Here is a 23,265-nt window from a genome sequence, read left to right as displayed (position 1 = left end):
GTCCCGGCGGCCGACGCCCCCGTCGCGGCCGCCTCGGCGGCGGCCAGCGCCTCCTCCTCGGCCAGCCCGCGCGCCTCCGCCACGGTCTGTACGGCGGCCAGCACGCCCTGGTAGCCGGTGCAGCGGCAGAGGTTGCCGCAGAGCGCCTGCCGCGCCTCGACCTCGCTGGGCCGGTGGTTGCGCTGGAGCAGGTCGTGCACGGCCATCGCCATGCCGGGGGTGCAGTAGCCGCACTGCACCGCGCCCGAGTCGGCCAGCGCCTGCTGCACGTCGCTGGCGGAGCCGTCCGCGCTCAGTCCTTCGACGGTGGCGATCTCGCTCTCCGAGGCGAGCGCCGCGGGCACCAGGCAGCCGGCCACCAACTGGCCGTCCACCTGCACCGAGCAGGCCCCGCACTCGCCCTGCTCGCAGCCGTCCTTGGCCCCGGCCAGGCCGAGCCGCTCGCGCAGCACGTAGAGCAGGCTCTCGCCGATCCAGGCGTCGGCCACGGGCCGGTCGAAGCCGTTGACCCGCAGCGTGTACGAGGCGGTCGGGCGCAGGTCACCGCCGAGCGGGCCGCCGGCCGCGTCTCCGACCGCATCTCCGCCGAGCGCACCGCCGGCCGCCGCACCGCCGACCGCGGCGCCGAGGCCGTCGCTCACCAGATCCGTCACTTCAGTGCCCTTCCCAGCGCCCGTCGGGCCAGCACGGATACCGTACGCCGCAGCCGGGCGGCGGCGGCCGGGGCCCCCTCCCCCTCCAGCGCCCCGTCGGGGACGCAGGCGGCGGCCACGTACTCGCCGAAGGCGGCCGCGGCGGCCGGGTCGATGGCGTCGGCGGCCTGGTCGCCGCGGGCGTCCCAGTCGATGCAGCCGGCCACCCAGGCCTCGGCCTCCAGCGGGCGCAGCGGTACGGGGGCGACGGCGCCGACGGCGCAGCGGACGGCCCGGCGGGCCGGGTCGAGCACCAGGGCGACGGAGGCGCTGGCGCGGGACGGGCCGCTGCGGCCGGTGGCCTTGAGGAAGACCTGGGGGGCGTGCAGCAGCGGGACGCGCACCCAGGTGAGCAGCTCGCCCGGGCGGACCGGGTCCAGGCCGGTGAGCAGGTGGCTGACGGGCACCTCGCGGCTGCCGCCGGGGCGGGCCAGGGTGACGGCGGCCTCCAGCGCGGCGAGCACCGGCAGGGTGTCGCCGCCGGGGGCGGCGGTGGCGACGTTGCCGCCCAGGGTGCCGACGTTGCGGATCTGCGGGGGCCCGGCGGTGCGGGCCGCGTCGGCCAGCGCGGGAATCAGCGCGGCGAAGTCGGGCCGGTCCATCCGGGCGAAGGTGAGGCCCGCGCCCAGGACGGCGGTGCCGCCGTCCTCGTAGCGCCAGCCCCGGAGTTCGGTGATCCGGCCGAGGCCGATCAGCGCGGCCGGGCGGAGCCGTCCGGCGTTGACCGCCTCCATCAGGTCGGTGGCCCCGGCCACCGGCACCGCGCCGGGTGTGGCGGCGAGCGCCTCGACGGCCTCGTCGAGCGAGGCCGGCAGCATGATCGTCCGGTTCACCAGGAATCCACCGTGCTCCACTTGCTCATCAACTGCCCCGCCGTCCCCCGGCGGTGTGTGGCCTGGCCCGTAGGGTACGGGCGATCGGTGCGGGTTGGGCAACTCTGGCACACAAAGCTTGGTGATCATTTCCTGGCCCGCGAACAAGCTGTGTCAATCCCGGACGAATCCAGGCACAGAACGATCCGATCCGGCGGCCACCGGATCGGATCTTCATCTGTTGTTGACGTCCGGGCCTCCACCAGGAGTTCCCGGAGGCTTCCGACACTCCGTCAGGAGTCCTTCGGCCCGTCGAGTGGACGCCCGAGCACGCCGGGGCGCTTCTGCCAGGGGTGCGGGCCGCCCGGGGGGCGGTACTCCACGCCGAGCGCGTCGAGGCGCGCGTAGTGCGCCGTCATCCTCCGCTCGAATCCCTCCCAGTCCCGCTCGGCCGGCGCGGGCAGCGCCGACCAGGCCACCTCGGCGAAGGCGGCCAGCCGCGGGAAGGCCCGGAAGTCCACGTCCCGGGCGTCGTCCATGAACTCGGTCCAGATGTTGGCCTGGGTGCCGAGCACGTGCGCCGCGGCCTCCTCGTCCAGCTCGGCCGGGACGGGCTCGAAGCGGTACACGTCCTCCAGGGTGCGGACGAAGCCGACCGGGATCGGCTCCTCCTCCCCCGCCCCCTGCCGGTGGTCCAGGTAGACGTACGTCTCCGGGCACATCACCACGTCGTGCCCGGCGGTGGCGGCGGCGATCCCGGCCTCGAAGCCCCGCCAGGAGGAGACCGCGGCGCCGGGCGCCAGCCCGCCCTCCAGGATCTCGTCCCAGCCGATCAGCCGGCGGCCGCGCTCGGCGAGCCAGCTGTCGAAGTGCCGGATGAAGAAGCTCTGCAGCTCGTCCTCGTCGGCCAGCCCCAGCTCGCGGATCCGCTCCTGCGCGGCCGGGCTCTTCCGCCACTGGTCCTTGTCGCACTCGTCCCCGCCCAGGTGCACGAACTGGGACGGGAAGATCTCCAGCACCTCCTCCAGCACGCCCTCGAAGAACCGCAGGGTGGCCTCGGAGACGTTCAGCACGTTCTCGCTGACGCCCCAGTCCGTCCAGACCCCGAGCGCGGCGGTGTCCACCACGTCGGTGTTGCCCAGCTCCGGGTAGGCGGTGATGGCGGCCTGCGAGTGGCCGGGCAGGTCGATCTCCGGCACCACGGTGATCTGCCGGGCGTCGGCGTACGCGACGATCTCGCGCAGGTCGTCCTGGGTGTAGAAGCCGCCGTGCGGCCGGTCGTCCCGGCGGTCCGCCGCCCGGAAGCCGACCATCGACCGCTCCCGCCAGGACGCGGTCTCGGTCAGGCGCGGGTAGCGCTTGATCTCGATCCGCCAGCCCTGGTCGTCGGTCAGGTGGAAGTGCAGGACGTTCAGCTTGTGCGCCGCCATCAGGTCGATGAAGCGGAACACGCCCGCCTTCGGCATGAAGTGCCGCGAGACGTCCAGCAGCACGCCGCGCCAGCCGAACCGCGGCGCGTCCTCGATCTCCGCGTACGGCAGCTCCCAGCCGGCGCGGCGCAGCGGGGCGGTGCGGAAGGCGTCGGCGCCGAGCAGCTGACGGAGCGTCTGGGCGCCGGCGAAGGCGCCGGCCGTGGTGCTCGCGGAGAGCAGCACGCCCTCGGGGCCGACGGCGAGCCGGTACGCCTCGGGGGCGGCGGCCTCGTCGAGCCGCAGCTCGATGCCGCCGGGGGCGGCGGGGAACGGGAGTCCGGTGGAGGCGCCGAGCGTGACGCGCAGCCAGTCGGCGACCGGGGCGAGCGCGGGGTCGGCGGTCAGTCCGGTGCTCGCGTCGAGGGGGTAGGTGCCGGAAGTCTCGGGGGAGATGACACTCAGCGGGGCAGGGATGAGGTCCATGACCTGCATCCTGCCCCGCCGGGGCCCGAGTGGCATAGACCAATCGGGAAGTGTTCTGCAGAGCGCGACGCGCTACTTCTTGTCGTCGTCCCCGCCGCCCTGTGGGCCGCCGATGCCGTCGTAGATCTCCTTGCACATCGGGCAGACCGGGTACTTCTTCGGGTCCCGCCCGGGCACCCAGACCTTGCCGCAGAGCGCGACCACGGGGGATCCGGAGAGCGCGCTCTCCATGATCTTGTCCTTCTGGACGTAGTGCGCGAAGCGCTCGTGGTCGCCGTCCCCGTTGGAGACCTGGGGGACGGGCTCGACCAGGGTGCCGGTACCGAGGCCGCGCTCGGGCTCAAGAGTGCTCATGACGCTCAAGTCTATGGGCCCGCCGAACCGAACAGAAGGCACACGCCCGCAGCCCGCGCCGCCGGGGCCGCCTCAGTTCAGCGTCGGGTCGTCCGGGTACGTCGCCAGCACCGCCAGCGGGCCCCGCTGACGGCGCAGGACGGAGCGCCAGAGGCGTTCGGGCTCCGGGGAGAAGATGTCGCCGGGCTCGCAGTCGACCAGGTACCAGGCGCCCTCGGCGAGTTCGGACTCCAGCTGGCCGGGCGACCAGCCCGCGTAGCCGGCGAAGACCCGCAGGCCGCCGAGCTCCCCGGCCAGCACCTCGGGCGGGGCCTCCAGGTCGACCAGGCCGATCGCGCCGTGCACCCGCCGCCAGCCGAGCGGCTCGACCGAGCCCGGTTCGCCGGGGACGACGGCCACCGCGAGCGCCGAGTCCAGGCCGACCGGGCCGCCCTGGAAGACCACCGGCATCGCCCCGGCCAGCGCGGACCAGCCGTCCAGCACGGCGGCGACCTCGATCGGGGTGGGGTGGTTGAGCACCACGCCGAGCGCGCCCTGGGCGTCGTGGTCCAGCAGCAGCACCACCGCCCGGGAGAAGTTCGGGTCGGTGAGCAGCGGTGTCGCGACCAGCAGTCGGCCGGTGTGCGAGGAGGCCGGGGTCATGCCCACATGATCCCCCAGTCCGGCCCGCCCGGGGCGGACAACACGGGATGCCCCGACACGCCGTGGGCGAACACCCGTACGGCCGTACCGCACCGCCGTGTCGCCGCCGTGGAGGTTCCGGGGAGGCGACCATCACCAGTAGGGCGCAAGGGAACCACCCGCCCGCCCATTACCATCTACAGGTGGTGGAAGGGCATTCGCCGAACGGCGGAAGTTCCTTCCACTCGCGTTTGCCCTGCTCCGCAGCCGCTTCCTCCCCCAGTCACCCCGGATTGCGAGAACGATGACCGACGACGTCCTGCTGGTCCACGGCGGAAACCCGCTCGAAGGCGAGATCCGCGTCCGTGGTGCGAAGAACCTGGTCCCCAAGGCCATGGTCGCCGCCCTGCTCGGCACGGGCCCCAGCAGACTGCGCAACGTCCCGGACATCCGCGACGTCAAGGTCGTGCGCGGCCTGCTGCAGCTGCACGGCGTGACCGTGCGCACCGGCGACGAGGAGGGCGAGCTGATCCTCGACCCCTCGCACGTGGAGAGCGCCAACGTCGCCGACATCGACGCGCACGCGGGCTCCTCCCGGATCCCGATCCTGTTCTGCGGCCCGCTGCTGCACCGCCTCGGCCACGCCTTCATCCCGGGCCTGGGCGGCTGCGACATCGGCGGCCGGCCGGTGGACTTCCACTTCGAGGTGCTCCGCCAGTTCGGCGCCACCATCGAGAAGCACCCGCAGGGCACCTACCTGGTGGCCCAGCAGCGGCTCCAGGGCACCAAGATCGAGCTGCCCTACCCCTCGGTCGGCGCGACCGAGCAGGTGCTGCTCACCGCGGTGCTCGCCGAGGGCGTCACGGAGCTGCGCAACGCGGCCGTCGAGCCGGAGATCGTCGACCTGATCTGCGTCCTGCAGAAGATGGGCGCGATCATCTCGATGGGCACCGACCGCACCATCCTGATCACCGGCGTGGAGGAGCTCTCGGGCTACAACCACCGCGCCCTGCCGGACCGCCTGGAGGCGGCCTCCTGGGCCTGCGCGGCGCTGGCCACCAAGGGCGACATCTACGTCCGCGGCGCGGACCAGATCCCGATGATGACCTTCCTGAACACCTTCCGGAAGGTCGGCGGCGCCTTCGAGATCGACGACGAGGGCATCCGGTTCTGGCACCCGGGCGGCGAGCTCAAGGCGATCGCCCTGGAGACCGACGTGCACCCCGGCTTCCAGACCGACTGGCAGCAGCCGCTGGTGGTCGCCCTGACCCAGGCCGACGGCCTCTCCATCGTCCACGAGACGGTGTACGAGTCCCGGCTCGGCTTCACCGGCGCGCTGAACCAGATGGGCGCCCACATCCAGCTCTACAGCGAGTGCCTCGGCGGCACCCCCTGCCGCTTCGGCGCGCGCAACTTCCAGCACTCCGCGGTGGTCTCCGGCCCGTCCAAGCTGATCGGCGCCGAGCTGGTCATCCCGGACCTGCGCGGCGGCTTCTCGTACCTGATCGCGGCGCTGGCGGCCGAGGGCACCTCCACGGTGCACGGCATCGACCTGATCAACCGCGGCTACGAGAACTTCATGGAGAAGCTCCGCGACCTGGGCGCCCAGGTCGAGCTGAAGAACGAGGAGCCGGCCGACGAGGAGCTGGTCGCCGTCTGATCCGGACGGCACGCGAAACGACCGTGGCCGGTCTCCCCGAGGGGAGACCGGCCACGGTCGTAGGGGCTACCAGGGGCGTCACTTGCCCTTGGCGGCCTCCTTCAGCTTCGAACCGGCGCTGACCTTGGCGCTGTAGCCGGCCGGGATCTGGATCGGGTCGCCGGTCTGCGGGTTACGAGCGGTGCGGGCGGCACGGTGGGTGCGCTCGAAGGTCAGGAAGCCGGGGATGGTGACCTTCTCGTCACCCTTGGCGACGACCTCGCCGACGACCTCGGCGAAGGCGGCCAGAACGGCGTCGGCGTCCTTGCGGGTCACCTCGGCGCGCTCCGACAGAGCGGCCACCAGCTCACTGCGGTTCATGTGTACTCCTGTGGTCTGTTCGCGTTGCGGTGTGCGGGGCCCGTCGGTCGTCCCGCCGGGCCGCCATCACTGGCGACGGCAGGGCCGCTGGTCCGCACACTGTGCTCGTTCAGGCGAGGGTTGGTCAGGGGTCGGGCTTGCACCCCGAAGCGCCTCAAACCGCACTGCCTGGGTACGAATCCTGCCCCGACCGGCACTGAGAAAGCCAATCGGTCCCCGCCGCGGTTGACCCGAACAGCGCCCGCCGGACGGAGTTGTGACGCTCCGTCCGCTCCGGTGGACCGGGGCGGGCGGCGGGCCGGGACGACACGCCGAGGGCCCAGGGGGACGTTCCGTACTTGTCGGACACGCCTGCCCCGTGCAGGGCTACCGTACGCCCTGCCACCGACAAGCCCAAACACGCCCCTTCCCCTTGTGTCGCAAGGGTTCGGGGCGAGCGGGCTCGGGTAGGGTGGCCGGCCGGCCGCCGGACCCTCCGCGCGGGAGGTCCGGACCGGGCCCGCCACCCCGCCCGAGCTGCGGCTGGATCAGAGCTGAACGGCCGGGAACGACGTGGTGTCCAGGGTGCCGACGATGCCCGGGGTGGGCGGGGCCGGGGCCGGCTCGGTCTCGCCGCGGGCGGCCAGCGCGGCCTCCCGGACGGCGGCCGCGACGGTCTTGGCCACGTCGGGGTGGAAGACGCTGGGGATGATGTAGTTCGGGTTCAGCTGGTCGTCGGCCACGGTGGTGGCCAGCGCCCGGGCGGCGGCCAGCATCATCTCGGTGTTGACGGTGCGGCTCTGGGCGTCCAGCAGGCCGCGGAAGACGCCGGGGAAGACCAGCACGTTGTTGATCTGGTTCGGGAAGTCGCTGCGGCCCGTCGCCACCACGGCGGCGGTCTGGCGGGCCACCGCCGGGTCCACCTCCGGGTCCGGGTTGGCCAGCGCGAAGACGATCGCGTTCTCGGCCATGGTGGCCAGGTCGTCGCCGTCCAGCACGTTCGGGGCGGAGACGCCGATGAAGACGTCGGCCCCGGCCACCGCCTCCTTGAGGCTGCCGGTGCGGCCCGAGCGGTTGGTGTGCTCGGCGATCCAGCGCAGGCTGTCGTTGAGGTCGTCGCGGCCCTCGTGGACCACGCCGCGCACGTCCGCCACGGTGGCGTGCCGCACGCCGGCCGCCAGCAGCAGCTTGAGGATCGCGGTGCCGGCCGCGCCCGCGCCGGACATCACCACGCGGATCTCGTCGATGGGCTTGCCGACCACCTTGAGCGCGTTGGTGAGCGCGGCCAGCACCACGATCGCGGTGCCGTGCTGGTCGTCGTGGAAGACCGGGATGTCCAGGGCCTCGCGCAGCCGGGCCTCGATCTCGAAGCAGCGCGGCGCGGAGATGTCCTCCAGGTTGATGCCGGCGAAGCCGGGGGCGATCGCCTTGACGATGGCGACGATCTCGTCGGCGTCCTGGGTGTCCAGGCAGATCGGCCAGGCGTCGATGCCGGCGAAGCGCTTGAACAGCGCGGCCTTGCCCTCCATCACCGGCAGGGCGGCCTTCGGGCCGATGTTGCCCAGGCCCAGCACGGCCGAGCCGTCGGTGACCACGGCGACGCTGTTGCGCTTGATGGTCAGGCGGCGGGCGTCCTCGGGGTTCTCCGCGATCGCCATGCAGACCCGGGCCACGCCGGGGGTGTAGATCATCGAGAGGTCGTCGCGGTTGCGGATCGGCAGCTTCGAGGACATCTCGATCTTGCCGCCGAGGTGCATCAGGAAGGTGCGGTCCGAGACCTTGCCGATCGCCACGCCGTCGATCGCGCGGAGCTTCTCGACGATCTCCTCGCCGTGGGCGACCGAGGCGGCGGCCACGGTGACGTCGATCCGCAGCGCCTCGAGGCCGGAGGCGGTGACGTCCAGGCCGGTGACCGAGCCGCCGGAGGACTCGACGGCGGTGGTGATCGAGCTCACCGCGTTGCCGGTGGCGGGCACCTCCAACCGGACCGTGATCGAGTTCGAGACACTGGGCACCGTCGCCATCGACGTCCTTCTTCCTGAAATCAACACTTTGTTGAATGCCTGCGCAGTCGGCATGCTAGACCTCGATCGTCGCACTCACCAAGGGTTCGATAGAAATAACGTTCATTGAGTGTGCGGAGTCGACAAGGCTTCTTGCCCTCGGCGGACGATGCGTTACATTGGACAAGGCACCGGCTCGATCCAAGCCCCCGGGCCCAACCTTCGTCCCTTAGAGGGACCACTTGCCGCGAGGCGAGCATGGCGGGTCGGTGTCACAGCTTCGAAGGCCCCCTCACCAAGTCCGGTGAGGGGGCCTTCCGCTGTCCCCGCGTCAGCTGGCGGTCCGTCAGCGCAGCAGCGCCGGCACCCCGTCCGCGTCCGGCAGGTCGTCCGGGCCGGAGAGCACGGTGAGCCGCTGGGTGGCCCGGGTCAGCGCCACGTACAGCACCCGCAGGCCCGCCTCGGACTCGCCCGCGATGCCGACCGGGTCGGCCACCACCGTGGCGTCGTACTCCAGGCCCTTGGCCTCCAGCGAGCCCAGCGCGACCGCCCGCTCGCCCAGCCCGGCCACCCAGCCGGCCGCCTCGGCCCGGCGGTCCATCGGGACCACCACCGCGACGGTGCCGTCCACCTCGGCCAGCAGCCGCTCCAGCTCGGCCCGGGCCGCCGCCGCGACCGCGGCCGGCTCGGTCGAGCCGACCGCCGCGAAGCGGGGCTCCAGGCCGGTGGAGCGGACGGCGGTCGGCGAAGGGGTGCCGGGAGCGGCCAGCTCCAGCACCTTGGCCGCCACCTCCGCGATCTCCGAGGGGTTGCGGTAGTTGACGGTCAGGGTGTGCCGACGGCGCGGCTTGCCGGCCAGCACCTCGTCCATCGCGGCCTGCGCCTCCTGCGGGAACGGCCAGGAGGACTGCGCCGGGTCGCCGACGATGGTCCAGGTCGCCATCCGGGCCCGGCGGCCGACCATCCGCCACTGCATCGGCGTCAGGTCCTGCGCCTCGTCCACGATCACGTGGGCGTACTCGGTGCGCTCCACCGGGACGCGCTCCCGCTGGCGGGACATCCGGTCGGCGTAGGTGGTCACCTCGTCCAGGCCGGTCAGCATGTCGACCGCGTCCACCTCACGGACCTTGCGGACCGCCGCCTCGCCGAGCAGCAGCTGCAGCTCGTCCACCAGCGCCACGTCGTGCGCCGACAGCTCGCCCTCCCCGCGGGACGTCAGGTGCCGCCAGGAGTCGGCCAGCAGCCGGGCCTCCTCCGGGGTGACGGCGCGTCGGGCGATCCGGTTGGTGTGCCGGGACTGCTTGAGGGTCGCCAGCACCCGACGGGGCGTCAGCGCGGGCCACCAGGCCTCCAGGAAGTCCAGGAACGCCGCCTCGTCCGAGACGTACTCGTCGAAGGCCTCCTTCTCCTCCTGGCGCTGCTCGCGCGCGTAGTGGTCGGCGGGGCGCGGCAGGTGCCGGGTGGCCTGCTGCCAGAGCGCGTCCAGCAGCAGCCGGCGGGCCCGCGGGCGGAGCAGGTTGAGCGGGGTGCCGCCGCTGCCGATCACGTTGCCGCGCACCGCCTTCAGGCGGCCGGCGTCCAGGCGCAGCGCCTCGCCGCGGGCGAAGACCTTCAGCTCGGTCGGGGCACCCAGCTCCAGGGCGGCCTTGGCCGCCCGGCGCAGCAGCGTCACCATCCGGGCCGAGCCCTTCACGTGGGCGGTCTCCGGGGTGTCGTACCGGCCCGCCTCGATGCCGTCGACCAGGCTGCCGACCGCGCGGATCGCCACCTGGCCCTCCTCGCCCAGCGCGGGCAGCACGCCCTCGGTGTACGAGACCAGCAGCGCGGTCGGGCTGACCACCAGGATGCCGCCCGCGTACCGGCGGCGGTCCTGGTAGAGCAGGAAGGCGGCGCGGTGCAGCGCGACGGCGGTCTTGCCGGTGCCCGGGCCGCCGGTGACCAGGGTGGCACCGGGCGCGGGGGCCCGGATCACCTCGTCCTGCTCCTTCTGGATCGAGGAGACGATGTCGCGCATGGTGTGGCTGCGGGCCCGGCCCAGCGTCGCCATCAGCGCGCCGTCGCCGACCACCGCCAGCTCCTGACCGCCCAGGGTCGGCGTCAGGTCCGGACGGAGCAGGTCGTCCTCGACGCCGATCACCCGGCGGCCCTTGGACCGGATCACCCGGCGCCGGATCACCCGGCCCGGCTCGACCGGGGTCGAGCGGTAGAACGGCGCGGCGGCCGGGGCCCGCCAGTCGATCACCAGCGGACCGAACTCGGCGTCCAGCACGCCGAGCCGGCCGATGTGCAGGGTCTCGGCCACGGCCGGGTCGGCCGGGTCGAGCGGGGTCTGCGACGGGATCCCGTGCTCCTCCGGGGCGTCGGCCTGCTGGAGGTCGATCCGGCCGAACAGGAAGTCCTCGAACTCGGTGTTCAGCCGGTGCAGGTGCGCCCCGGCGCGGTACACCTGGGCGTCCCGCTCCGCGAGCGCGCCGGGCGTGCCCACGTGGACGCGCTTGGCGGCGTCCTCGAGGATGTACTCGGCCTCGGCGAGCTTCTCCTCCAACCGGCGGTAGACGGTGTCGAGGTGGCGCTGCTCCTCGGCGATCTCGCGGTCTCGGACGGTGTCTGAGTCTGTGCTGCTGTGCATGGCCTCGTTCAGTGGCGGCTGTGAACCTGCGGGAAAAAAGAGACGGACGGAAGATCCTACGCCCAGGACCCCGCCCAGCGGCAGACACCCGCACACATCGCCTTCACCACTGGGCCACCAGCCGCTGACCGCTGACCGCTGACGCCCGGCAGGGCAGCGACCCGGGGGCGCGAGGAACTGCGCGAGTCCGGAAGGCGGCCCAGTGCTGGATCGGGGCAGGCGAGCCAGTTGCCCGTGCTGCCGTTCCCCCGCGCGCAGTTCCCCGCGCCCCTGATGGCCCTTCGGGCCACAGCGGCACAACCACGTACGTCCCTCGCGCCCCACCGTCAGACGGCGCCGTACTTCTCCCCCGGCTCCGCCGTCGGGTCCACCGCCAGGCGGTAGCCGCGCTTGACCACAGTGGCGACCAGGTTCGGCGTGCCGAGGGCCGCGCGCAGGCGGGCCATCGCGGTCTCCACGGCGTGCTCGTCGTTGCCGCTGCCGGGCAGGGCGCGGAGCAGCTCGGCGCGGGCCACCACCCAGCCGGGGCGGCGGGCCAGGGCGCGCAGCAGGGCCATCCCGGCGGGCGGGACGGGCCGCAGCTCGCCGTCCACCAGGGCGGCCTGGCCGCGCAGCTCCAGCTGGTGCCCGGCCACCGAGAGCCGCCGCCCGCGCTCGGGGAGCCGGGCGGTGAGCAGCTGCACCATCGCGCCCAGCCGCATCCGTTCGGGCCAGACGGTGGCGATGTCCAGTTCCTCCAGCGGGGCGGCCGTCACGGGCCCGACGCAGACCGGCAGGACGTCGCGGCGCAGCGCGTGCAGCAGCTGGTCGGTCAGGCCGCGCTCCGCTGCCCGGTCGAGCAGGCTGAGCACCGCCGGGGCGGAGGTGAAGGTGATCGCGTCCAGCGCGCCGGTGCAGCAGGCGTCCAGCAGCCGGTCCAGCGGGGCGATGTCGGCGGGCGGCAGCCAGCGGTAGACCGGCACCTCGACCACCTCGGCGCCCGCCGCGGTGAGCGAGTCGACGAAGTCGCGCTGCGGGGCGCCGTGCAGCTGGACGGCGATCCGCTTGCCCTCGACGCCGTCCTCCAGCAGCTTCTCCAGCACCTCCACCGAGGACTCCGACCTCGCCGACCACTCCTCCCGCAGCCCGGCGGCCCGGATGGCGCCCTTGGCCTTGGGGCCGCGGGCCAGCACGGAGGCCTTGCCGAGCCGTTCGATCAGCTCGTCGCCGAGGCCCCAGCCCTCGGCGGCCTCGATCCAGCCCCGGAAGCCGATCCCGGTGGTGGCCACCGCGACGTCCGGCGGCCCGGCGACCAGGGCCCGGGTGGCGGCGAGGAGTTCGGTGTCGTCGGGCAGCGGCACGATCCGCAGTGCGGCGGCCCGCTGCACGGCGGCGCCCCGGCGTTGGAGCAGCGTGGCCAGCTCCTCGGAGCGGCGGGCGGCGGTGATGCCGACGGTGAATCCGGCCAGCGGAGGCACCGGCTCGGCGGCGTGAGGGGCCGTCAGTTCGTCCATGGCTGTGGGTCCTTCGGTGGTGCGCACCCCGGCTGCGGCGGGCCGGGAGGGTGGGTGGACGGGCATCCTCCCCCGGGGCGGTGTCGCTGCGGGGTCGGCCGGATTTCCGGGGTGTTTCACGGGCCGGACCGGCCGTCCAGGGGATGGACGGCCGGTCCGGCCCCGGGGTCAGGCCGCGACCCGCTCCTTCACCGGGGCGGTCACCGCGCTGCCGGTGGGGCGGCGCAGGTAGACGGCCCAGGTGAGGGCGGCGCAGACGGCGTACGCCGCCAGGAAGGAGGCGAAGGCGGGGGTCCCGGTCTTGGCGACCAGGAAGGACTGCCGGAAGGCCAGGTTGATGAAGAGGCCGCCGAGCGCGCCGACCGCGCCGATCACCCCGACGGCCGCGCCGGACATCCGGCGGGACCAGGCGGCGGCCTGCTCGGCGGTGGCGCCGAGCTCGGCGATCCGGTTCTGCGCCTTGGCCTCGAAGATCACCGGGATCATCTTGTAGGTGGAGCCGTTGCCCAGCCCGGCCAGCACGAAGAGCGTGGTGAACCCGGCCAGGAAGACCGGCAGCGAGCGCTCCGAGGAGGCGTACAGCACCACCAGGGTGGCGGCGGCCATCCCGGCGAAGTTCCACAGGGTGATCCGGGCGCCGCCCCAGCGGTCGGCCAGCCAGCCGCCGACCGGGCGGATCAGCGAGCCGAGCAGCGGGCCGACGAAGGTGAGCTGGGCGGCCTGCAGCGGGGTGCGGCCGAACTGGGTCTGCAGCACCAGGCCGAAGGCGAAGCTGAAGCCGATGAAGGAGCCGAAGGTGCCGATGTAGAGCACCGACATCAGCCAGGTGTGACGCTCCCTCAGCACCTCGGCCAGCGCGCCGGTGTCGTTCTTCATCGGCGCCAGGTTGTCCATGAAGAGCGCGGCGAGGGTGGCCGCGATCACGATCAGCGGCAGGTAGATGCCGAGCACCAGCCGGGGTGAGGTGGCCCCGGCCCAGGTGATCACCGCGAGCGCGACCAGCTGGATCACCGGCACCCCGATGTTGCCGCCGCCGGCGTTCAGCCCGAGCGCCCAGCCCTTGCGGTGCTGCGGGAAGAAGGCGTTGATGTTGGTCATCGAGGAGGCGAAGTTCCCCCCGCCGAGCCCGGTGAGCGCGGCGACCACCATGAAGGTGGTGTAGGAGGTCCCCGGCTCCATCACGTACGCGGCGGCCAGTGCGGGCAGCAGCAGGAGCAGCGCCGAGACCACCGTCCAGTTCCGCCCGCCGAAGCGGGCCACCGCCACGGTGTAGGGGATCCGGACGAAGGCGCCGACCAGGGTGGGCATCGCGACCAGGAAGAACTTACCGGCCGGGTCGATCCCGTACTTGGGCCCCATGAAGAGGACCATCACCGACCAGAGGCTCCAGATCGAGAAGCCGATGTGCTCCGAGAGCACCGAGAAGACCAGGTTGCGGTTGGCGGTCCGGCGCCCGGTCCGCTCCCAGAACGCCCGGTCCTCCGGATCCCACTCCTGGATCCAGCCCCGTCGCACCGCCGTGTCTCCACTCATCGCAACTCCCCTTGTGCAAGTTCGGTGCCCTGACCTGGACGACCCTAACGGGCCGGGATTTCCGGGGAGTTGTGGGTTGTGAACCCGCCGGTACGGTCCTCTCACCGGGCCGCCCGGCGCGGTGTGAGACCGCCGAAACGCAAGAAGGCCGCCTCCTCGCGGAGTGCGGCCTTCGAGCGACATGGGTCTGTGGAGATGCCGGGAATCGAACCCGGGTCCAGTGGAGTGGATTCAGGACTTCTCCGAGCGCAGTCCGCTGTGAGTTTCTCGGCCCTGGCAGTCACGCGGACAAGCCGCCAACAAGCCCAGCCACTGTTTTATTTTTCCGCCGACCCCCGTGGCCGGGGTGGCGGATGAGTTCCCTAGATTATGCCAGGATCCGGGTCGGGAACTCCCCGGGCTGACACCCATTCACTCTTGCTTAGGCAGCGAGAGCGAACTGCTGGGAATCGCGCTTAGAGTTGGCGATTATTTTTTTGCGACAGATGGTTAACGAGATCATTGCCGCGTTCCTCGGCTCGCTTCTCCTGTTTCGACGTCCCCTGTCGAAACCGATCATCCCCATGTTGAATTGACAAACAGCTCCGGCGGGCGGGCCCTCCGGTGATGTTGCTCGGGCCATAGTACGCGCAGGCACCGGCCAGGGCCAAGCGATTAACCCCGCTGGCGCTTCCGTGCCGCCGCGACGGCCCGGTCGGACTCGCGGCGGTCCTGCTTCTCGCGCAGGGTCTGCCGCTTGTCGTACAGCTTCTTGCCGACCGCGAGCGCCAGCTCCAGCTTCACCCGGCCGTCCTTGAAGTACAGGGAGAGCGGCACCAGGGTGTGGCCGGTCTCCTTGACCTTCGACTCGATCTTGCGGATCTCGAGCTTGTGCAGCAGCAGCTTGCGCTTGCGCCGCGAGGCGTGGTTCGTCCAGGTCCCCTGGGTGTACTCGGGGATGAACACGTTGTCGACCCACGCTTCGTGGCCCTGCACGTAGGCGTAACCGTCCACCAGGTTGGCCCGCCCCTCGCGGAGCGACTTCACCTCCGTGCCGGTCAGCACCATGCCGCATTCGTACGTGTCGAGGATGGTGTACTCGTGTCGCGCCTTCTTGTTCTGCGCGATCAGCTTCTTTCCCGTTTCCTTAGCCATAGCACCGGCCATTCTCGCACCTCGCCCGCCCGGTGGTCAGCCCATTTGGCCGCGGCCCAGCCCGGAGAGCACGGTGTCGGCGAGCCGGGTCACCGCCTCCGGGTCGCCGCCCGGCGGCTGGGGGACGTCCGGGGTGAGGCCGGTGCCGTCCGGCGAGCGGCCGGCCGGGGTGGCGTAGCGGCCGACGGTGAGCTCCAGGACGGCGCCGTCGGCGAGGCGGCTGGGCTGCTGGACGGTGCCCTTGCCGAAGGTGCGGGAGCCGACCAGGACGGCGCGGCTGCGGTCCTGGAGCGCCCCGGCGAGCAGTTCGGCGGCGCTCATGGTGCCGCCGTCCACCAGCACCACCAGGGGCACGGTGGTGTCTCCGCCGCGCGCGGCGGTCAGCTCGCGCCGCTCGCCGCGCTCCTGGTACGAGGCCACCGGGCCGCCGTCCAGGAAGAGCGAGGCGGTCCCCACGGCCTGGTCCACCAGCCCGCCGGAGTTGCCCCGCAGGTCCAGCAGGACGCCCCGGGCGCCCCGGACGGCCTGCGCCACCTCGGCGGCCACACCGGCCGTGAAGCCGCGCACCGCGACCTTCACCACCCCGGGCCGCAGCTGCTCCACCGTCACGTCCCGGGCGGCCAGCTCGGCCCGGCGCAGCGTCAGCTCGCGGGCCGGCCCGCCCGGCCGGCGGACCGTCAGCTCCACCGCCGTGCCGACCTCGCCGCGCAGCCCGGCCACCACCTCGGTGACCGGGAGCCGGTCGGCCGGGGTGCCGTCGATGCCGAGCAGCACGTCCCCGGCCGCGATCCCGGCCTGCCGGGCGGGCCCGTCGGGGTGCACCCGGTCCACCGTGGTGGCCCCGTCCGCCGCCCGCCGCACCGAGAGCCCGACGCCGCGGTAGCGCCCCTTGGTCAGGTCGGTGTACTCCTCGGGCGTGTAGTACGCGGCCCACGGGTCGCCCCCCTCGGCGACCAGCCGCTCGGCCTGCTGCCGGGACAGCGACGCCCCGGCCAGGTCACGCCCGGCCAGGGCATCGGAGGAGGAGGTGGGCGGGCGCCCGTCGGCCGGAGCCCCGCTCCAGGCCCCGGTGACCGCCCCGGTGAACAGCACGGCGCCGAACGCCAGGGAGAGCACAGCTCCCTGGCGCACTCCCGCACGCAGAGTCACCGGCATGGCAAGGGAGTCTAGGCGCACTGCCTGAGGGGGCGTCAGACCTTCAGGTACTTCCGGAGGGTGATGAACGCCGCGATGCCGGCCATCCCCATGCCGACCACGACCAGCAGCGGGATGACGGTGAGCACCGAGGAGAGCCCGATGAAGTGGATGAACTGCACCCGCTGGGCCAGGAACTCCTGCACGAAGAAGTGCCCGCCGAGCAGCAGCCCGGAGGCCAGCACCGCACCGAGCAGCGCGGCGAAGGCCGCCTCCGCGATGAACGGCATCTGCACGTAGAAGTTCGAGGCACCGACCAGGCGCATGATCCCGGTCTCGCGCCGTCGGCTGAACGCGGACACCCGGACGGTGTTCACGATCAGCAGCAGGGCGACGAAGAGCATCAGCACCATGATCACGAACGCGGCGGTCTGCAGACCGTTCAGCAGGCCGAACAGGTTCTCCAGGATCTTCCGCTGGTCCTCGACCGACTTGACGCCCGGCTTCCCGGCGAAGGCGCTCTGCACCACGTCGTACTTGGTCGGGTCGTTCAGCTTGACCCGCCAGGACTGCGGCATCGCCTCCGCACCCACCGCGGCGAGCAGCGGGTTGTCCGGGTTGGTCTCCTTCCAGCGCTTGTACGCGTCCTGCGAGCTCTCGAAGGTGGAGCTCTGCACCAGCTGGGTCATCTTGTCCAGCTGGCCCTTGACCTCGGCGATCTGCTGGTCGGTGGCGGCACCCGCCGAGCACTGGGCGGAGGTCTTGGCGTCCGACTTGGTGCAGAAGTAGATGCTCACCTCGACCTTGTCGTACCAGTACCCCTTCATGGAGTTGACCTGGTCGCGGACGAGCAGCGAGGCGCCGGCGAGGGCGAGCGATAGCGCGACGCTGACCACGACCGCGATGGTCATGGTCAGGTTGCGGCGGAGACCGACGCCGATCTCCGACAGGACGAACTGGGCGCGCATGGCGTTACTCCAGGGGCAGGCAGGTGGAACGGGCAGGCGGACGGGGCGTCGGGTGGCTCAGTTCTGGTAGCCGTAGACGCCGCGGGCCTGGTCGCGGACCAGCAGCCCCTTGTCGAGCTCGATCACCCGCTTGCGCATCTGGTCGACGATGGCCTGGTCGTGCGTGGCCATCAGGACCGTGGTGCCGGTGCGGTTGATCCGGTCGAGCAGCTTCATGATGCCGACCGAGTTCTGCGGGTCGAGGTTTCCGGTGGGCTCGTCCGCGATCAGCAGCATCGGCCGGTTCACGAAGGCCCGGGCGATCGCCACGCGCTGCTGCTCACCACCGGAGAGCTCACCGGGCATCCGGTCCTCCTTGCCGCCGAGGCCGACCAGGTCGAGCACCTCGGGCACCACCTTGTTGATGGCGCTCTTCGGCTTGCCGATGACCTCCAGCGCGAACGCGACGTTCTGCGCGACGGTCTTGTTCGGCAGCAGGCGGAAGTCCTGGAAGACGGTGCCCAGCTGACGCCGCATGTGCGGCACCTTCCAGTTGGACAGCTTGCCGAGGTCCTTGCCCAGCACGTGGACCGCGCCGGTGCTCGGGCGCTCCTCGCGCAGGCAGAGCCTCAGGAAGGTCGACTTGCCGGAGCCGGACGAACCGACCAGGAAGACGAACTCGCCCTTCTCGATCTCCAGCGAGACGTTGTCCAGGGCCGGACGGTTCTGCTTGGGATAGGTCTTGGAGACGTTGTCGAATCTGATCACGGCTGCATCACGGGGGCCATCCTAGGTGGGTCAGGACTCGGACCCTACGCGAAGCCCCTCCGGGCCCGCAGGCACTGTCCGGGGGTTCACCTGGGATTTGGCGAGAAATATCCCGTTCTGCCCGGATAAGTGCGACCCATGTCACAGCCCGGCATGCGGTTGAGCGGTCGGCGAACGGGGAGGACGGGCCGGAACGGGCGGAACCTGGCACAGTGGTAGCTGAGAGCGCCCGTCCGGGGCCGTCCGAGGAACCGGAGGCCCGTCCGGCGCGTTGCAGTAACCAGCAAGGAGGAGATCGCATGACTTGCGACCATCTGGTGTGCGCCAACTGCAACGGCCGCGTGAGTGACGGCCGCTGCCCGGTCTGCCGCGCCAACCGGGCCCGGCTGCAGGACCAGCAGGGCCCGTTCGCCGCGCTGTCGCCCACGGCGCTGCTCGCGCTGATCGTCGGCCTGCTGGCGGTGGCGCTGATCGCCCGTCAGGCCCTGGCCTGACCGACCCCGCACGCGAAAGGGCCCCGGGAACTCCCGGGGCCCTTTTCGGTGCGTCCTTACGCGGCGGCCTCGCGCTGCTTCCGCCAGCGGATGCCGGCCTCGATGAACCCGTCGATGTCGCCGTCCAGCACCGACTGCGGGTTGCCGACCTCGAACTCCGTCCGCAGGTCCTTGACCATCTGGTACGGGTGCAGCACGTACGACCGCATCTGGTTGCCCCAGGACGAGCCGCCGTCCTTGAGCGCGTCCATCGCGGCGCGCTCCTCCTGACGGCGCCGCTCCAGCAGCTTGGCCTGGAGGACGTTCATCGCCGAGGCCTTGTTCTGGATCTGCGAGCGCTCGTTCTGGCAGGAGACCACGATGCCGGTCGGCAGGTGGGTGATCCGGACCGCGGAGTCGGTGGTGTTGACGCCCTGGCCGCCGGGGCCGGAGGCGCGGTAGACGTCGACGCGCAGCTCGCCCTCGTCGATGTCGACGTGGTCGGAGGTCTCGACGACCGGGAGCACCTCGACGCCGGCGAAGGAGGTCTGCCGGCGGCCCTGGTTGTCGAAGGGCGAGATGCGGACCAGGCGGTGGGTGCCCTGCTCGACCGAGAGGGTGCCGTAGGCGTAGGGCGCCTTGACGGTGAAGGTCGCGGACTTGATGCCGGCCTCTTCGGCGTACGAGGTGTCGTAGACCTCGGTCGGGTAGCCGTGCCGCTCGGCCCAGCGCAGGTACATGCGCATCAGCTGCTCGGCGAAGTCGGCGGCGTCCACGCCGCCGGCCTCGGCCCGGATGTTGACCAGGGCCTCGCGGGCGTCGTACTCGCCCGAGAGCAGGGTGCGGACCTCGAGCTCCTCGACCGCCTTCTGCACCGACGTCAGCTCGGCCTCGGCCTCGGCGCGGGTGTCCGCGTCGTCCTCGGCCTCGGCGAGCTCGAACAGCACGCCGAGGTCCTCGACCCGGCCGCGCAGGGTCTCGAACTTGCGGACCTCGCCCTGGAGGAAGGAGAGCCGGCTGGTCACCTTCTGGGCGTTCGCGACGTCGTCCCAGAGGGCCGGGGCGGCTGCCTCCTCCTCCAGAACGGCGATGTCGGCCCGGATCTTGTCCAGGTCGAGGACGGCCTCGATCGACCCCATGGTCGTTTCGAGGGACTTGAGCTCTTCGGAAGGATCGACGGCTGCCACGCCACCAGACTAATGGTTCGGCGGGCCCGGCTGCGCATGGGTATCCGTCACCCAGTGGATTCCCGCCGGTCGGGCGCCGGAGGTGTGCCGTTCCCGGGCGAAGGCGGAGTACGCGGCGGCCGCGCCGGCCAGCAGCAGCACCGCCGCGATCAGCACCGCGTAGAGCCGGCGGCGGCGCACCAGCGCCCGACGGCCCTTGCGGTGTCCGGCCGGAGCGGCCTCGCGGCGCTGGGCCTGCGATTCGGCGGCGTAGGAGGCGAGTTCGCGGTCGGAGGGGCGGCGCAGGCTGGTGTGGGTGTCGCGGGTGGAGTCCGGCAGCGGGGCCTGGACCAGCGGGACGGCCGGGCCGCGCCGGCGGCGGTGGGTGCCGGGGCCGGCGTCCACCTCGGTGTAGACCGCCTCGCCCGGGGTGAGCGGGGGCTCGGCCTCGGCGCGCTCGGGGGGCAGCTGCGGGGGCAGGCCGACCAGGTACGGGAGCTGCTCGCGCAGCCGGGTGGCCAGCTCGGCCGCGCGCAGCCGGGAGGCCGGGGCCTTGGCCAGGCACTCGGTGATGATCCGGGACAGGCCCTCGGGCAGGCCGGGGACGGCCGGCACCTGCTCGGTGACGTGCCGTCGGAGCACCGCGCCGGTGTGGCCGCCGCCGAACGGGGTGAAGCCGGTGAGCAGCTCGTAGAGCACGGTGGCCAGGGCGTAGATGTCGACCGCGGCGCGCGGCTCCAGGCCCTCGATGATCTCGGGGGCGAGGTAGTCGGGGGTGCCGATGATCCGGGTGGCCCGGGTGCGCCGGGGGGCGTCCACCAGGCGGGCGATGCCGAAGTCGGTGAGCTTGGCGCGCGGGGCGCCGCCGGGGCCGGCCGGGGCGGCCAGGTCCAGCAGCACGTTTTCCGGCTTGACGTCGCGGTGGACGATCCCGGCGGCGTGCGCGGCGGCCAGGCCGTCGGCCACGTCGGCGATCACCGAGACGGCGACGGCAGGGGCCAGCGCGCCCTCGCGCTCCAGCCGGGAGCGCAGGTCGGTGCCCTGGACCAGCTCCATCACCAGGGCGAGGTCGTCGCCGTCCACCACCATGTCGCGGACCTCGACCACGTTGGGGTGGTCGAGGCTGGTCAGCGCGGCGCGCTCCTGGACGAAGCGGCCGACCAGCACCTGATCGGATGCCAGGTCCTCGCGCAGCAGCTTGACTGCCACCGGTCCGTCCGGGCCCTCACCGAGCCACACGGTCCCGGCGGACCCCCGGCCGATCACCTGCTGGACGGTGTACCGGCTGCCGATCTTGCGTGCCAATGCTGCTGCTCCGTAGGCGGCGGGAGCGCGCTGCCCTTCTGCGCGCTCGGTAGGTCGGTGCTTCAGCCACCCAACCTACGCGCCCGAGGGCCGTTCGGGGGACGCCGATCGGCCCGGAACAGCCCTCAGGGGGCAGGAAAAATCGTGAATTGTCGACAAGTCGCCATCACGGCCTCCGGGCTGACGGCCCGGCGGCTAACTGCTCGTCAGGCTGCTGACCCAGTCGCTCGCGTCGGCGAACCAGCCCTTCACGTTCTCCCACCAGACGGGCAGGTCGGTGAAGTTCCACAGCGCCACGGCGGCCAGGGCCAGCACCACGATGACCATCAGACAGCCCTTCAGGCAGCCCAGGCCCGGGATGTACATCCGGTTCCGGCTGCGCCGGCGCGGCTCGCGCTCCCGCTCCCGCGGGGGCTCGGGCTCGCGCTGCTGCGGGGCCGGGGGCTCCTGGCGGCGCGGCGGGGCCGGCTCGGGGCGGCGGACCGGGGCCGGGGCGGGCGGCGGCGCCTGCTGGTAGGCGGGCGGCTGGGGCTGCTGGGGGTGGCCGTAGCCGGGCTGCGCCTGCTGCTGCGGATACCCGTACCCCGGCTGGGGCTGCTGGCGTCCCTGGTACGGCGGCGGGGCCACCGGCGGGCGCTGGTTGTAGCCACCGGGCGGCTGCGGGCGGGGGCCGCCCTGCGGCGGGCCCGGCTGCCGGTGGGGCTGCTGCTGGTGGGGCTGCGGCTGGTCCGGGCGGTACGGCGAGTACGGCTGCGGCGGCTGGTAGCCCTGCGGGGGCCGGGGCGGCTGCGGGTGGGACTGGTAGGGCTGCGGCGCCACCTGCGGGGCGGGCCAGTCGTCCTGGGCGCCGTAGTCGCCGGGGGCGAAGACCTCGGTCTGCTGGTTGCGGTCCCGGGCGGCCCGGAGCTGGGTCTGCCACGGGTGCGGCTGTTCGCCGGCGGGCGCCGCGGGAGCGGCCGGGGCGCCGGGGGGCACCGGCGGCATCGCCGGGGTCTGCGGCATCACGGCGGTGCGGTCGGCGGCGCCGAGCGGCGGGGCGCCCGCGCCCTGAGGGCTCATCAACTGGGTGGCGGCGGCCGCGTCGTACTGCCCCGAGGGCAGCACCTGGGTCTGCTCGCCGAAGGTCTGGTCGCCGAAGGAGGAGTCGGCGAACTGGGCCGGCACCGGCACGCCGGGCTCGGTCGGGGCGCCGGTGGCCGGGGTGGGCCGCGGGTCCGGGCGGAGCAGCTCGCCGACCGCGAAGGCGGCCTCGGCCTGGTCCGGCGAGGCGTGCACGCCGATCCCGGCGGCCACCACCCGCAGCGCCTGGGCCAGCGCCACGGCGCTGGGCCGCTCGGCCGGATCCTTGCGCAGGCAGCGCTCGATCACCGTCCAGAGCGGCTCGGGCATGGTGCGCGGGCGCTCCGGGTCCTGGGCCAGGTGCGCCTGGAGGATCGCCACCGGGTTGTCGCCCTGGAACGGGGCGCGGCCGGTGGTCAGCTCGTACAGCATGATGCCGGCGCCGTAGACGTCCACCGCCGAGGTCTGCGGGCGGCCGTCGGCGGACTCGGGGGCGACGTAGGCGGGGGTGCCGACGAACTCGTGGCTGCGGGTGATGCCCGGGGAGTCGGCGAGCCGGGCGATGCCGAAGTCGGTGAGCATCGGGTGCATCTGCTCGGCGCCGTCCACGGTGGTGGAGGCGAGCAGCACGTTGGCGGGCTTGAGGTCGCGGTGCACCACCCCGTCGGCGTGGCTGGCCGCCAGCGCGTCGGTGATCTGGGCCATCAGCAGGGCGCCGGCGATCGGGCTGAACGGACCGTTCCCGCGCAGGTAGTGGAACAGGTCGGGGCCCTGCACCAGGTCCATCACCAGGGCCAGCAGCTCGCCCTCCACCACCAGGTCGCGGACCCGGACGATGTTGGGGTGGGTCAGCCGGAGCAGGACGGAGCGCTCGCGCAGGAAGCGCATCACCACGTCCGGGTCGGCGGCCAGCTCCTCGCGCAGTATCTTGATCGCCACCGCACTGCCCGGCTCGATCCCCGGCACGACCACGTCCTCGCGCACCCGGGCACGCCAGACGGTGCCGGTGGCCCCGCGTCCGAGGACCTCCTCAAGCAGGTACTTGCTGCCGACTGGCCGCACGCTGTCTCCTCGGTACTACTGCGGTACTGCGCTGCCGTGGTTTTCGGCAACTCTAACGGCGCTCGTCCAGGTTTCCGAGGCACCCCGACGGGACCGGCCCGGGTGCGGGTTGACCTGACGGGGCGTCGGCTCCACCATGGCGATCATCGCAAGATCGTCCGATTCTGGTGCCGGGCGCGCCGTGTC

19 protein-coding genes, 1 other RNA gene and 1 pseudogene are annotated in these 23,265 nt (G+C 72.7%); 3 read left to right on the top strand and 18 right to left on the bottom strand.

What is annotated here, in order from left to right; all coding sequences use genetic code 11:
• Positions 1–64: 64 nt before the first annotated feature.
• From ACWCYY_RS24705 to ACWCYY_RS24685, 5 genes and pseudogenes are all read right to left on the bottom strand, one after another.
• A pseudogene (locus tag ACWCYY_RS24705) lies at positions 65–533 on the bottom strand ((2Fe-2S)-binding protein); the annotation flags it as partial.
• 116 nt (positions 534–649) lie between these two features.
• Positions 650–1,510, bottom strand: coding sequence for an FAD binding domain-containing protein (locus tag ACWCYY_RS24700; RefSeq protein WP_449797329.1), 861 nt, complete (start codon positions 1,508–1,510; stop codon positions 650–652).
• Between the two features lie 287 nt (positions 1,511–1,797).
• Complete coding sequence (locus ACWCYY_RS24695) at positions 1,798–3,399, bottom strand: beta-N-acetylhexosaminidase (RefSeq protein WP_345290381.1); 1,602 nt, start codon at positions 3,397–3,399, stop codon at positions 1,798–1,800.
• 72 nt (positions 3,400–3,471) lie between these two features.
• Positions 3,472–3,753, bottom strand: a complete 282-nt coding sequence (locus tag ACWCYY_RS24690) for a DUF3039 domain-containing protein (protein WP_345290380.1) — start codon at positions 3,751–3,753, stop codon at positions 3,472–3,474.
• Between the two features lie 72 nt (positions 3,754–3,825).
• Entirely contained in the window at positions 3,826–4,395 is a 570-nt protein-coding gene (locus ACWCYY_RS24685; protein WP_345290379.1) for a YqgE/AlgH family protein, read from the bottom strand.
• Between the two features lie 283 nt (positions 4,396–4,678).
• Here ACWCYY_RS24685 and murA point away from each other — a divergent pair, with 283 nt between their 5' ends.
• Positions 4,679–6,034, top strand: a complete 1,356-nt coding sequence (gene murA, locus ACWCYY_RS24680) for a UDP-N-acetylglucosamine 1-carboxyvinyltransferase (protein WP_345290378.1) — start codon at positions 4,679–4,681, stop codon at positions 6,032–6,034.
• A gap of 78 nt (positions 6,035–6,112) precedes the next feature.
• On the opposite strand, the gene ACWCYY_RS24675 is transcribed toward murA, so the two are convergent.
• Together ACWCYY_RS24675 and ACWCYY_RS24670 are read right to left on the bottom strand one after the other, a co-directional pair.
• Positions 6,113–6,394, bottom strand: a complete 282-nt coding sequence (locus ACWCYY_RS24675; RefSeq protein WP_104816345.1) for an HU family DNA-binding protein — start codon at positions 6,392–6,394, stop codon at positions 6,113–6,115.
• 527 nt (positions 6,395–6,921) lie between these two features.
• Positions 6,922–8,397, bottom strand: coding sequence for an NAD-dependent malic enzyme (locus ACWCYY_RS24670; RefSeq protein WP_345290377.1), 1,476 nt, complete (start codon positions 8,395–8,397; stop codon positions 6,922–6,924).
• Between ACWCYY_RS24670 and ACWCYY_RS24665 the strand changes: the two genes are divergently transcribed.
• Entirely contained in the window at positions 8,312–8,506 is a 195-nt protein-coding gene (locus ACWCYY_RS24665; protein WP_345290463.1) for a hypothetical protein, read from the top strand. The two genes, ACWCYY_RS24670 and ACWCYY_RS24665, sit on opposite strands and share 86 nt — an antisense overlap.
• A 216-nt stretch (positions 8,507–8,722) precedes the next feature.
• On the opposite strand, the gene ACWCYY_RS24660 is transcribed toward ACWCYY_RS24665, so the two are convergent.
• From ACWCYY_RS24660 to ftsE, 8 genes are all read right to left on the bottom strand, one after another.
• On the bottom strand, positions 8,723–11,005 hold the full coding sequence (locus ACWCYY_RS24660) for a HelD family protein (RefSeq protein ID WP_380149628.1): 2,283 nt from the start codon (positions 11,003–11,005) through the stop codon (positions 8,723–8,725).
• Between the two features lie 326 nt (positions 11,006–11,331).
• Positions 11,332–12,498 (bottom strand): uroporphyrinogen-III synthase, encoded by a 1,167-nt coding sequence (locus tag ACWCYY_RS24655; protein ID WP_380149629.1) that lies wholly within the window; start codon positions 12,496–12,498, stop codon positions 11,332–11,334.
• A 168-nt stretch (positions 12,499–12,666) separates the two neighbouring features.
• A complete protein-coding gene (locus ACWCYY_RS24650) occupies positions 12,667–14,031 on the bottom strand; it encodes a nitrate/nitrite transporter (RefSeq protein WP_380149630.1) in 1,365 nt (454 codons plus the stop codon).
• Between the two features lie 187 nt (positions 14,032–14,218).
• Positions 14,219–14,594: a transfer-messenger RNA gene (gene ssrA / locus ACWCYY_RS24645) on the bottom strand.
• A gap of 91 nt (positions 14,595–14,685) precedes the next feature.
• Complete coding sequence (smpB, locus tag ACWCYY_RS24640; RefSeq protein WP_345290376.1) at positions 14,686–15,165, bottom strand: SsrA-binding protein SmpB; 480 nt, start codon at positions 15,163–15,165, stop codon at positions 14,686–14,688.
• Positions 15,166–15,201: 36 nt separating this feature from the next.
• Entirely contained in the window at positions 15,202–16,320 is a 1,119-nt protein-coding gene (locus tag ACWCYY_RS24635; RefSeq protein WP_380149631.1) for a S41 family peptidase, read from the bottom strand.
• A gap of 35 nt (positions 16,321–16,355) precedes the next feature.
• Complete coding sequence (ftsX, locus tag ACWCYY_RS24630) at positions 16,356–17,267, bottom strand: permease-like cell division protein FtsX (protein ID WP_345281357.1); 912 nt, start codon at positions 17,265–17,267, stop codon at positions 16,356–16,358.
• A 57-nt stretch (positions 17,268–17,324) separates the two neighbouring features.
• Entirely contained in the window at positions 17,325–18,014 is a 690-nt protein-coding gene (gene ftsE / locus ACWCYY_RS24625) for a cell division ATP-binding protein FtsE (RefSeq protein WP_345281355.1), read from the bottom strand.
• A 299-nt stretch (positions 18,015–18,313) separates the two neighbouring features.
• On the opposite strand from ftsE, the gene ACWCYY_RS24620 reads away from it, so the two are divergent.
• Positions 18,314–18,508 carry a hypothetical protein gene (locus tag ACWCYY_RS24620; protein ID WP_345281353.1) on the top strand — a complete coding sequence of 65 codons (195 nt, stop codon included), beginning with the start codon at positions 18,314–18,316 and terminating at the stop codon, positions 18,506–18,508.
• 56 nt (positions 18,509–18,564) lie between these two features.
• On the opposite strand, the gene prfB is transcribed toward ACWCYY_RS24620, so the two are convergent.
• The 3 genes from prfB to ACWCYY_RS24605 form a co-directional block, all read right to left on the bottom strand.
• Positions 18,565–19,674, bottom strand: a complete 1,110-nt coding sequence (gene prfB, locus ACWCYY_RS24615; RefSeq protein ID WP_345281351.1) for a peptide chain release factor 2 — start codon at positions 19,672–19,674, stop codon at positions 18,565–18,567.
• Positions 19,675–19,683: 9 nt separating this feature from the next.
• Entirely contained in the window at positions 19,684–20,958 is a 1,275-nt protein-coding gene (locus ACWCYY_RS24610) for a serine/threonine-protein kinase (RefSeq protein WP_380149632.1), read from the bottom strand.
• Positions 20,959–21,153: 195 nt separating this feature from the next.
• Entirely contained in the window at positions 21,154–23,079 is a 1,926-nt protein-coding gene (locus tag ACWCYY_RS24605; protein ID WP_449797275.1) for a serine/threonine-protein kinase, read from the bottom strand.
• Positions 23,080–23,265 lie beyond the last annotated feature (186 nt).

The sequence above is a fragment of the Kitasatospora sp. NPDC001664 genome (assembly GCF_053596675.1).
The sequence above is the reverse complement of the archived record's forward strand: the minus strand, read 5'-3'. Positions and strand labels throughout refer to the sequence as shown.

Excerpts from the sequence above, each read along its gene's own strand:
- ACWCYY_RS24700 (WP_449797329.1), bottom strand. The coding sequence starts at position 1,510 with ATGCTGCCGGCCTCGCTCGACGAGGCCGTCGAGGCGCTCGCCGCCACA.
- ACWCYY_RS24695 (WP_345290381.1), bottom strand. The coding sequence starts at position 3,399 with ATGGACCTCATCCCTGCCCCGCTGAGTGTCATCTCCCCCGAGACTTCC.
- ACWCYY_RS24690 (WP_345290380.1), bottom strand. The coding sequence starts at position 3,753 with ATGAGCACTCTTGAGCCCGAGCGCGGCCTCGGTACCGGCACCCTGGTC.
- ACWCYY_RS24685 (WP_345290379.1), bottom strand. The coding sequence starts at position 4,395 with ATGACCCCGGCCTCCTCGCACACCGGCCGACTGCTGGTCGCGACACCG.
- murA (WP_345290378.1), top strand. The coding sequence starts at position 4,679 with ATGACCGACGACGTCCTGCTGGTCCACGGCGGAAACCCGCTCGAAGGC.
- ACWCYY_RS24675 (WP_104816345.1), bottom strand. The coding sequence starts at position 6,394 with ATGAACCGCAGTGAGCTGGTGGCCGCTCTGTCGGAGCGCGCCGAGGTG.
- ACWCYY_RS24670 (WP_345290377.1), bottom strand. The coding sequence starts at position 8,397 with ATGGCGACGGTGCCCAGTGTCTCGAACTCGATCACGGTCCGGTTGGAG.
- ACWCYY_RS24660 (WP_380149628.1), bottom strand. The coding sequence starts at position 11,005 with ATGCACAGCAGCACAGACTCAGACACCGTCCGAGACCGCGAGATCGCC.
- ACWCYY_RS24655 (WP_380149629.1), bottom strand. The coding sequence starts at position 12,498 with ATGGACGAACTGACGGCCCCTCACGCCGCCGAGCCGGTGCCTCCGCTG.
- ACWCYY_RS24650 (WP_380149630.1), bottom strand. The coding sequence starts at position 14,031 with ATGAGTGGAGACACGGCGGTGCGACGGGGCTGGATCCAGGAGTGGGAT.
- smpB (WP_345290376.1), bottom strand. The coding sequence starts at position 15,165 with ATGGCTAAGGAAACGGGAAAGAAGCTGATCGCGCAGAACAAGAAGGCG.
- ACWCYY_RS24635 (WP_380149631.1), bottom strand. The coding sequence starts at position 16,320 with ATGCCGGTGACTCTGCGTGCGGGAGTGCGCCAGGGAGCTGTGCTCTCC.
- ftsX (WP_345281357.1), bottom strand. The coding sequence starts at position 17,267 with ATGCGCGCCCAGTTCGTCCTGTCGGAGATCGGCGTCGGTCTCCGCCGC.
- ACWCYY_RS24620 (WP_345281353.1), top strand. The coding sequence starts at position 18,314 with ATGACTTGCGACCATCTGGTGTGCGCCAACTGCAACGGCCGCGTGAGT.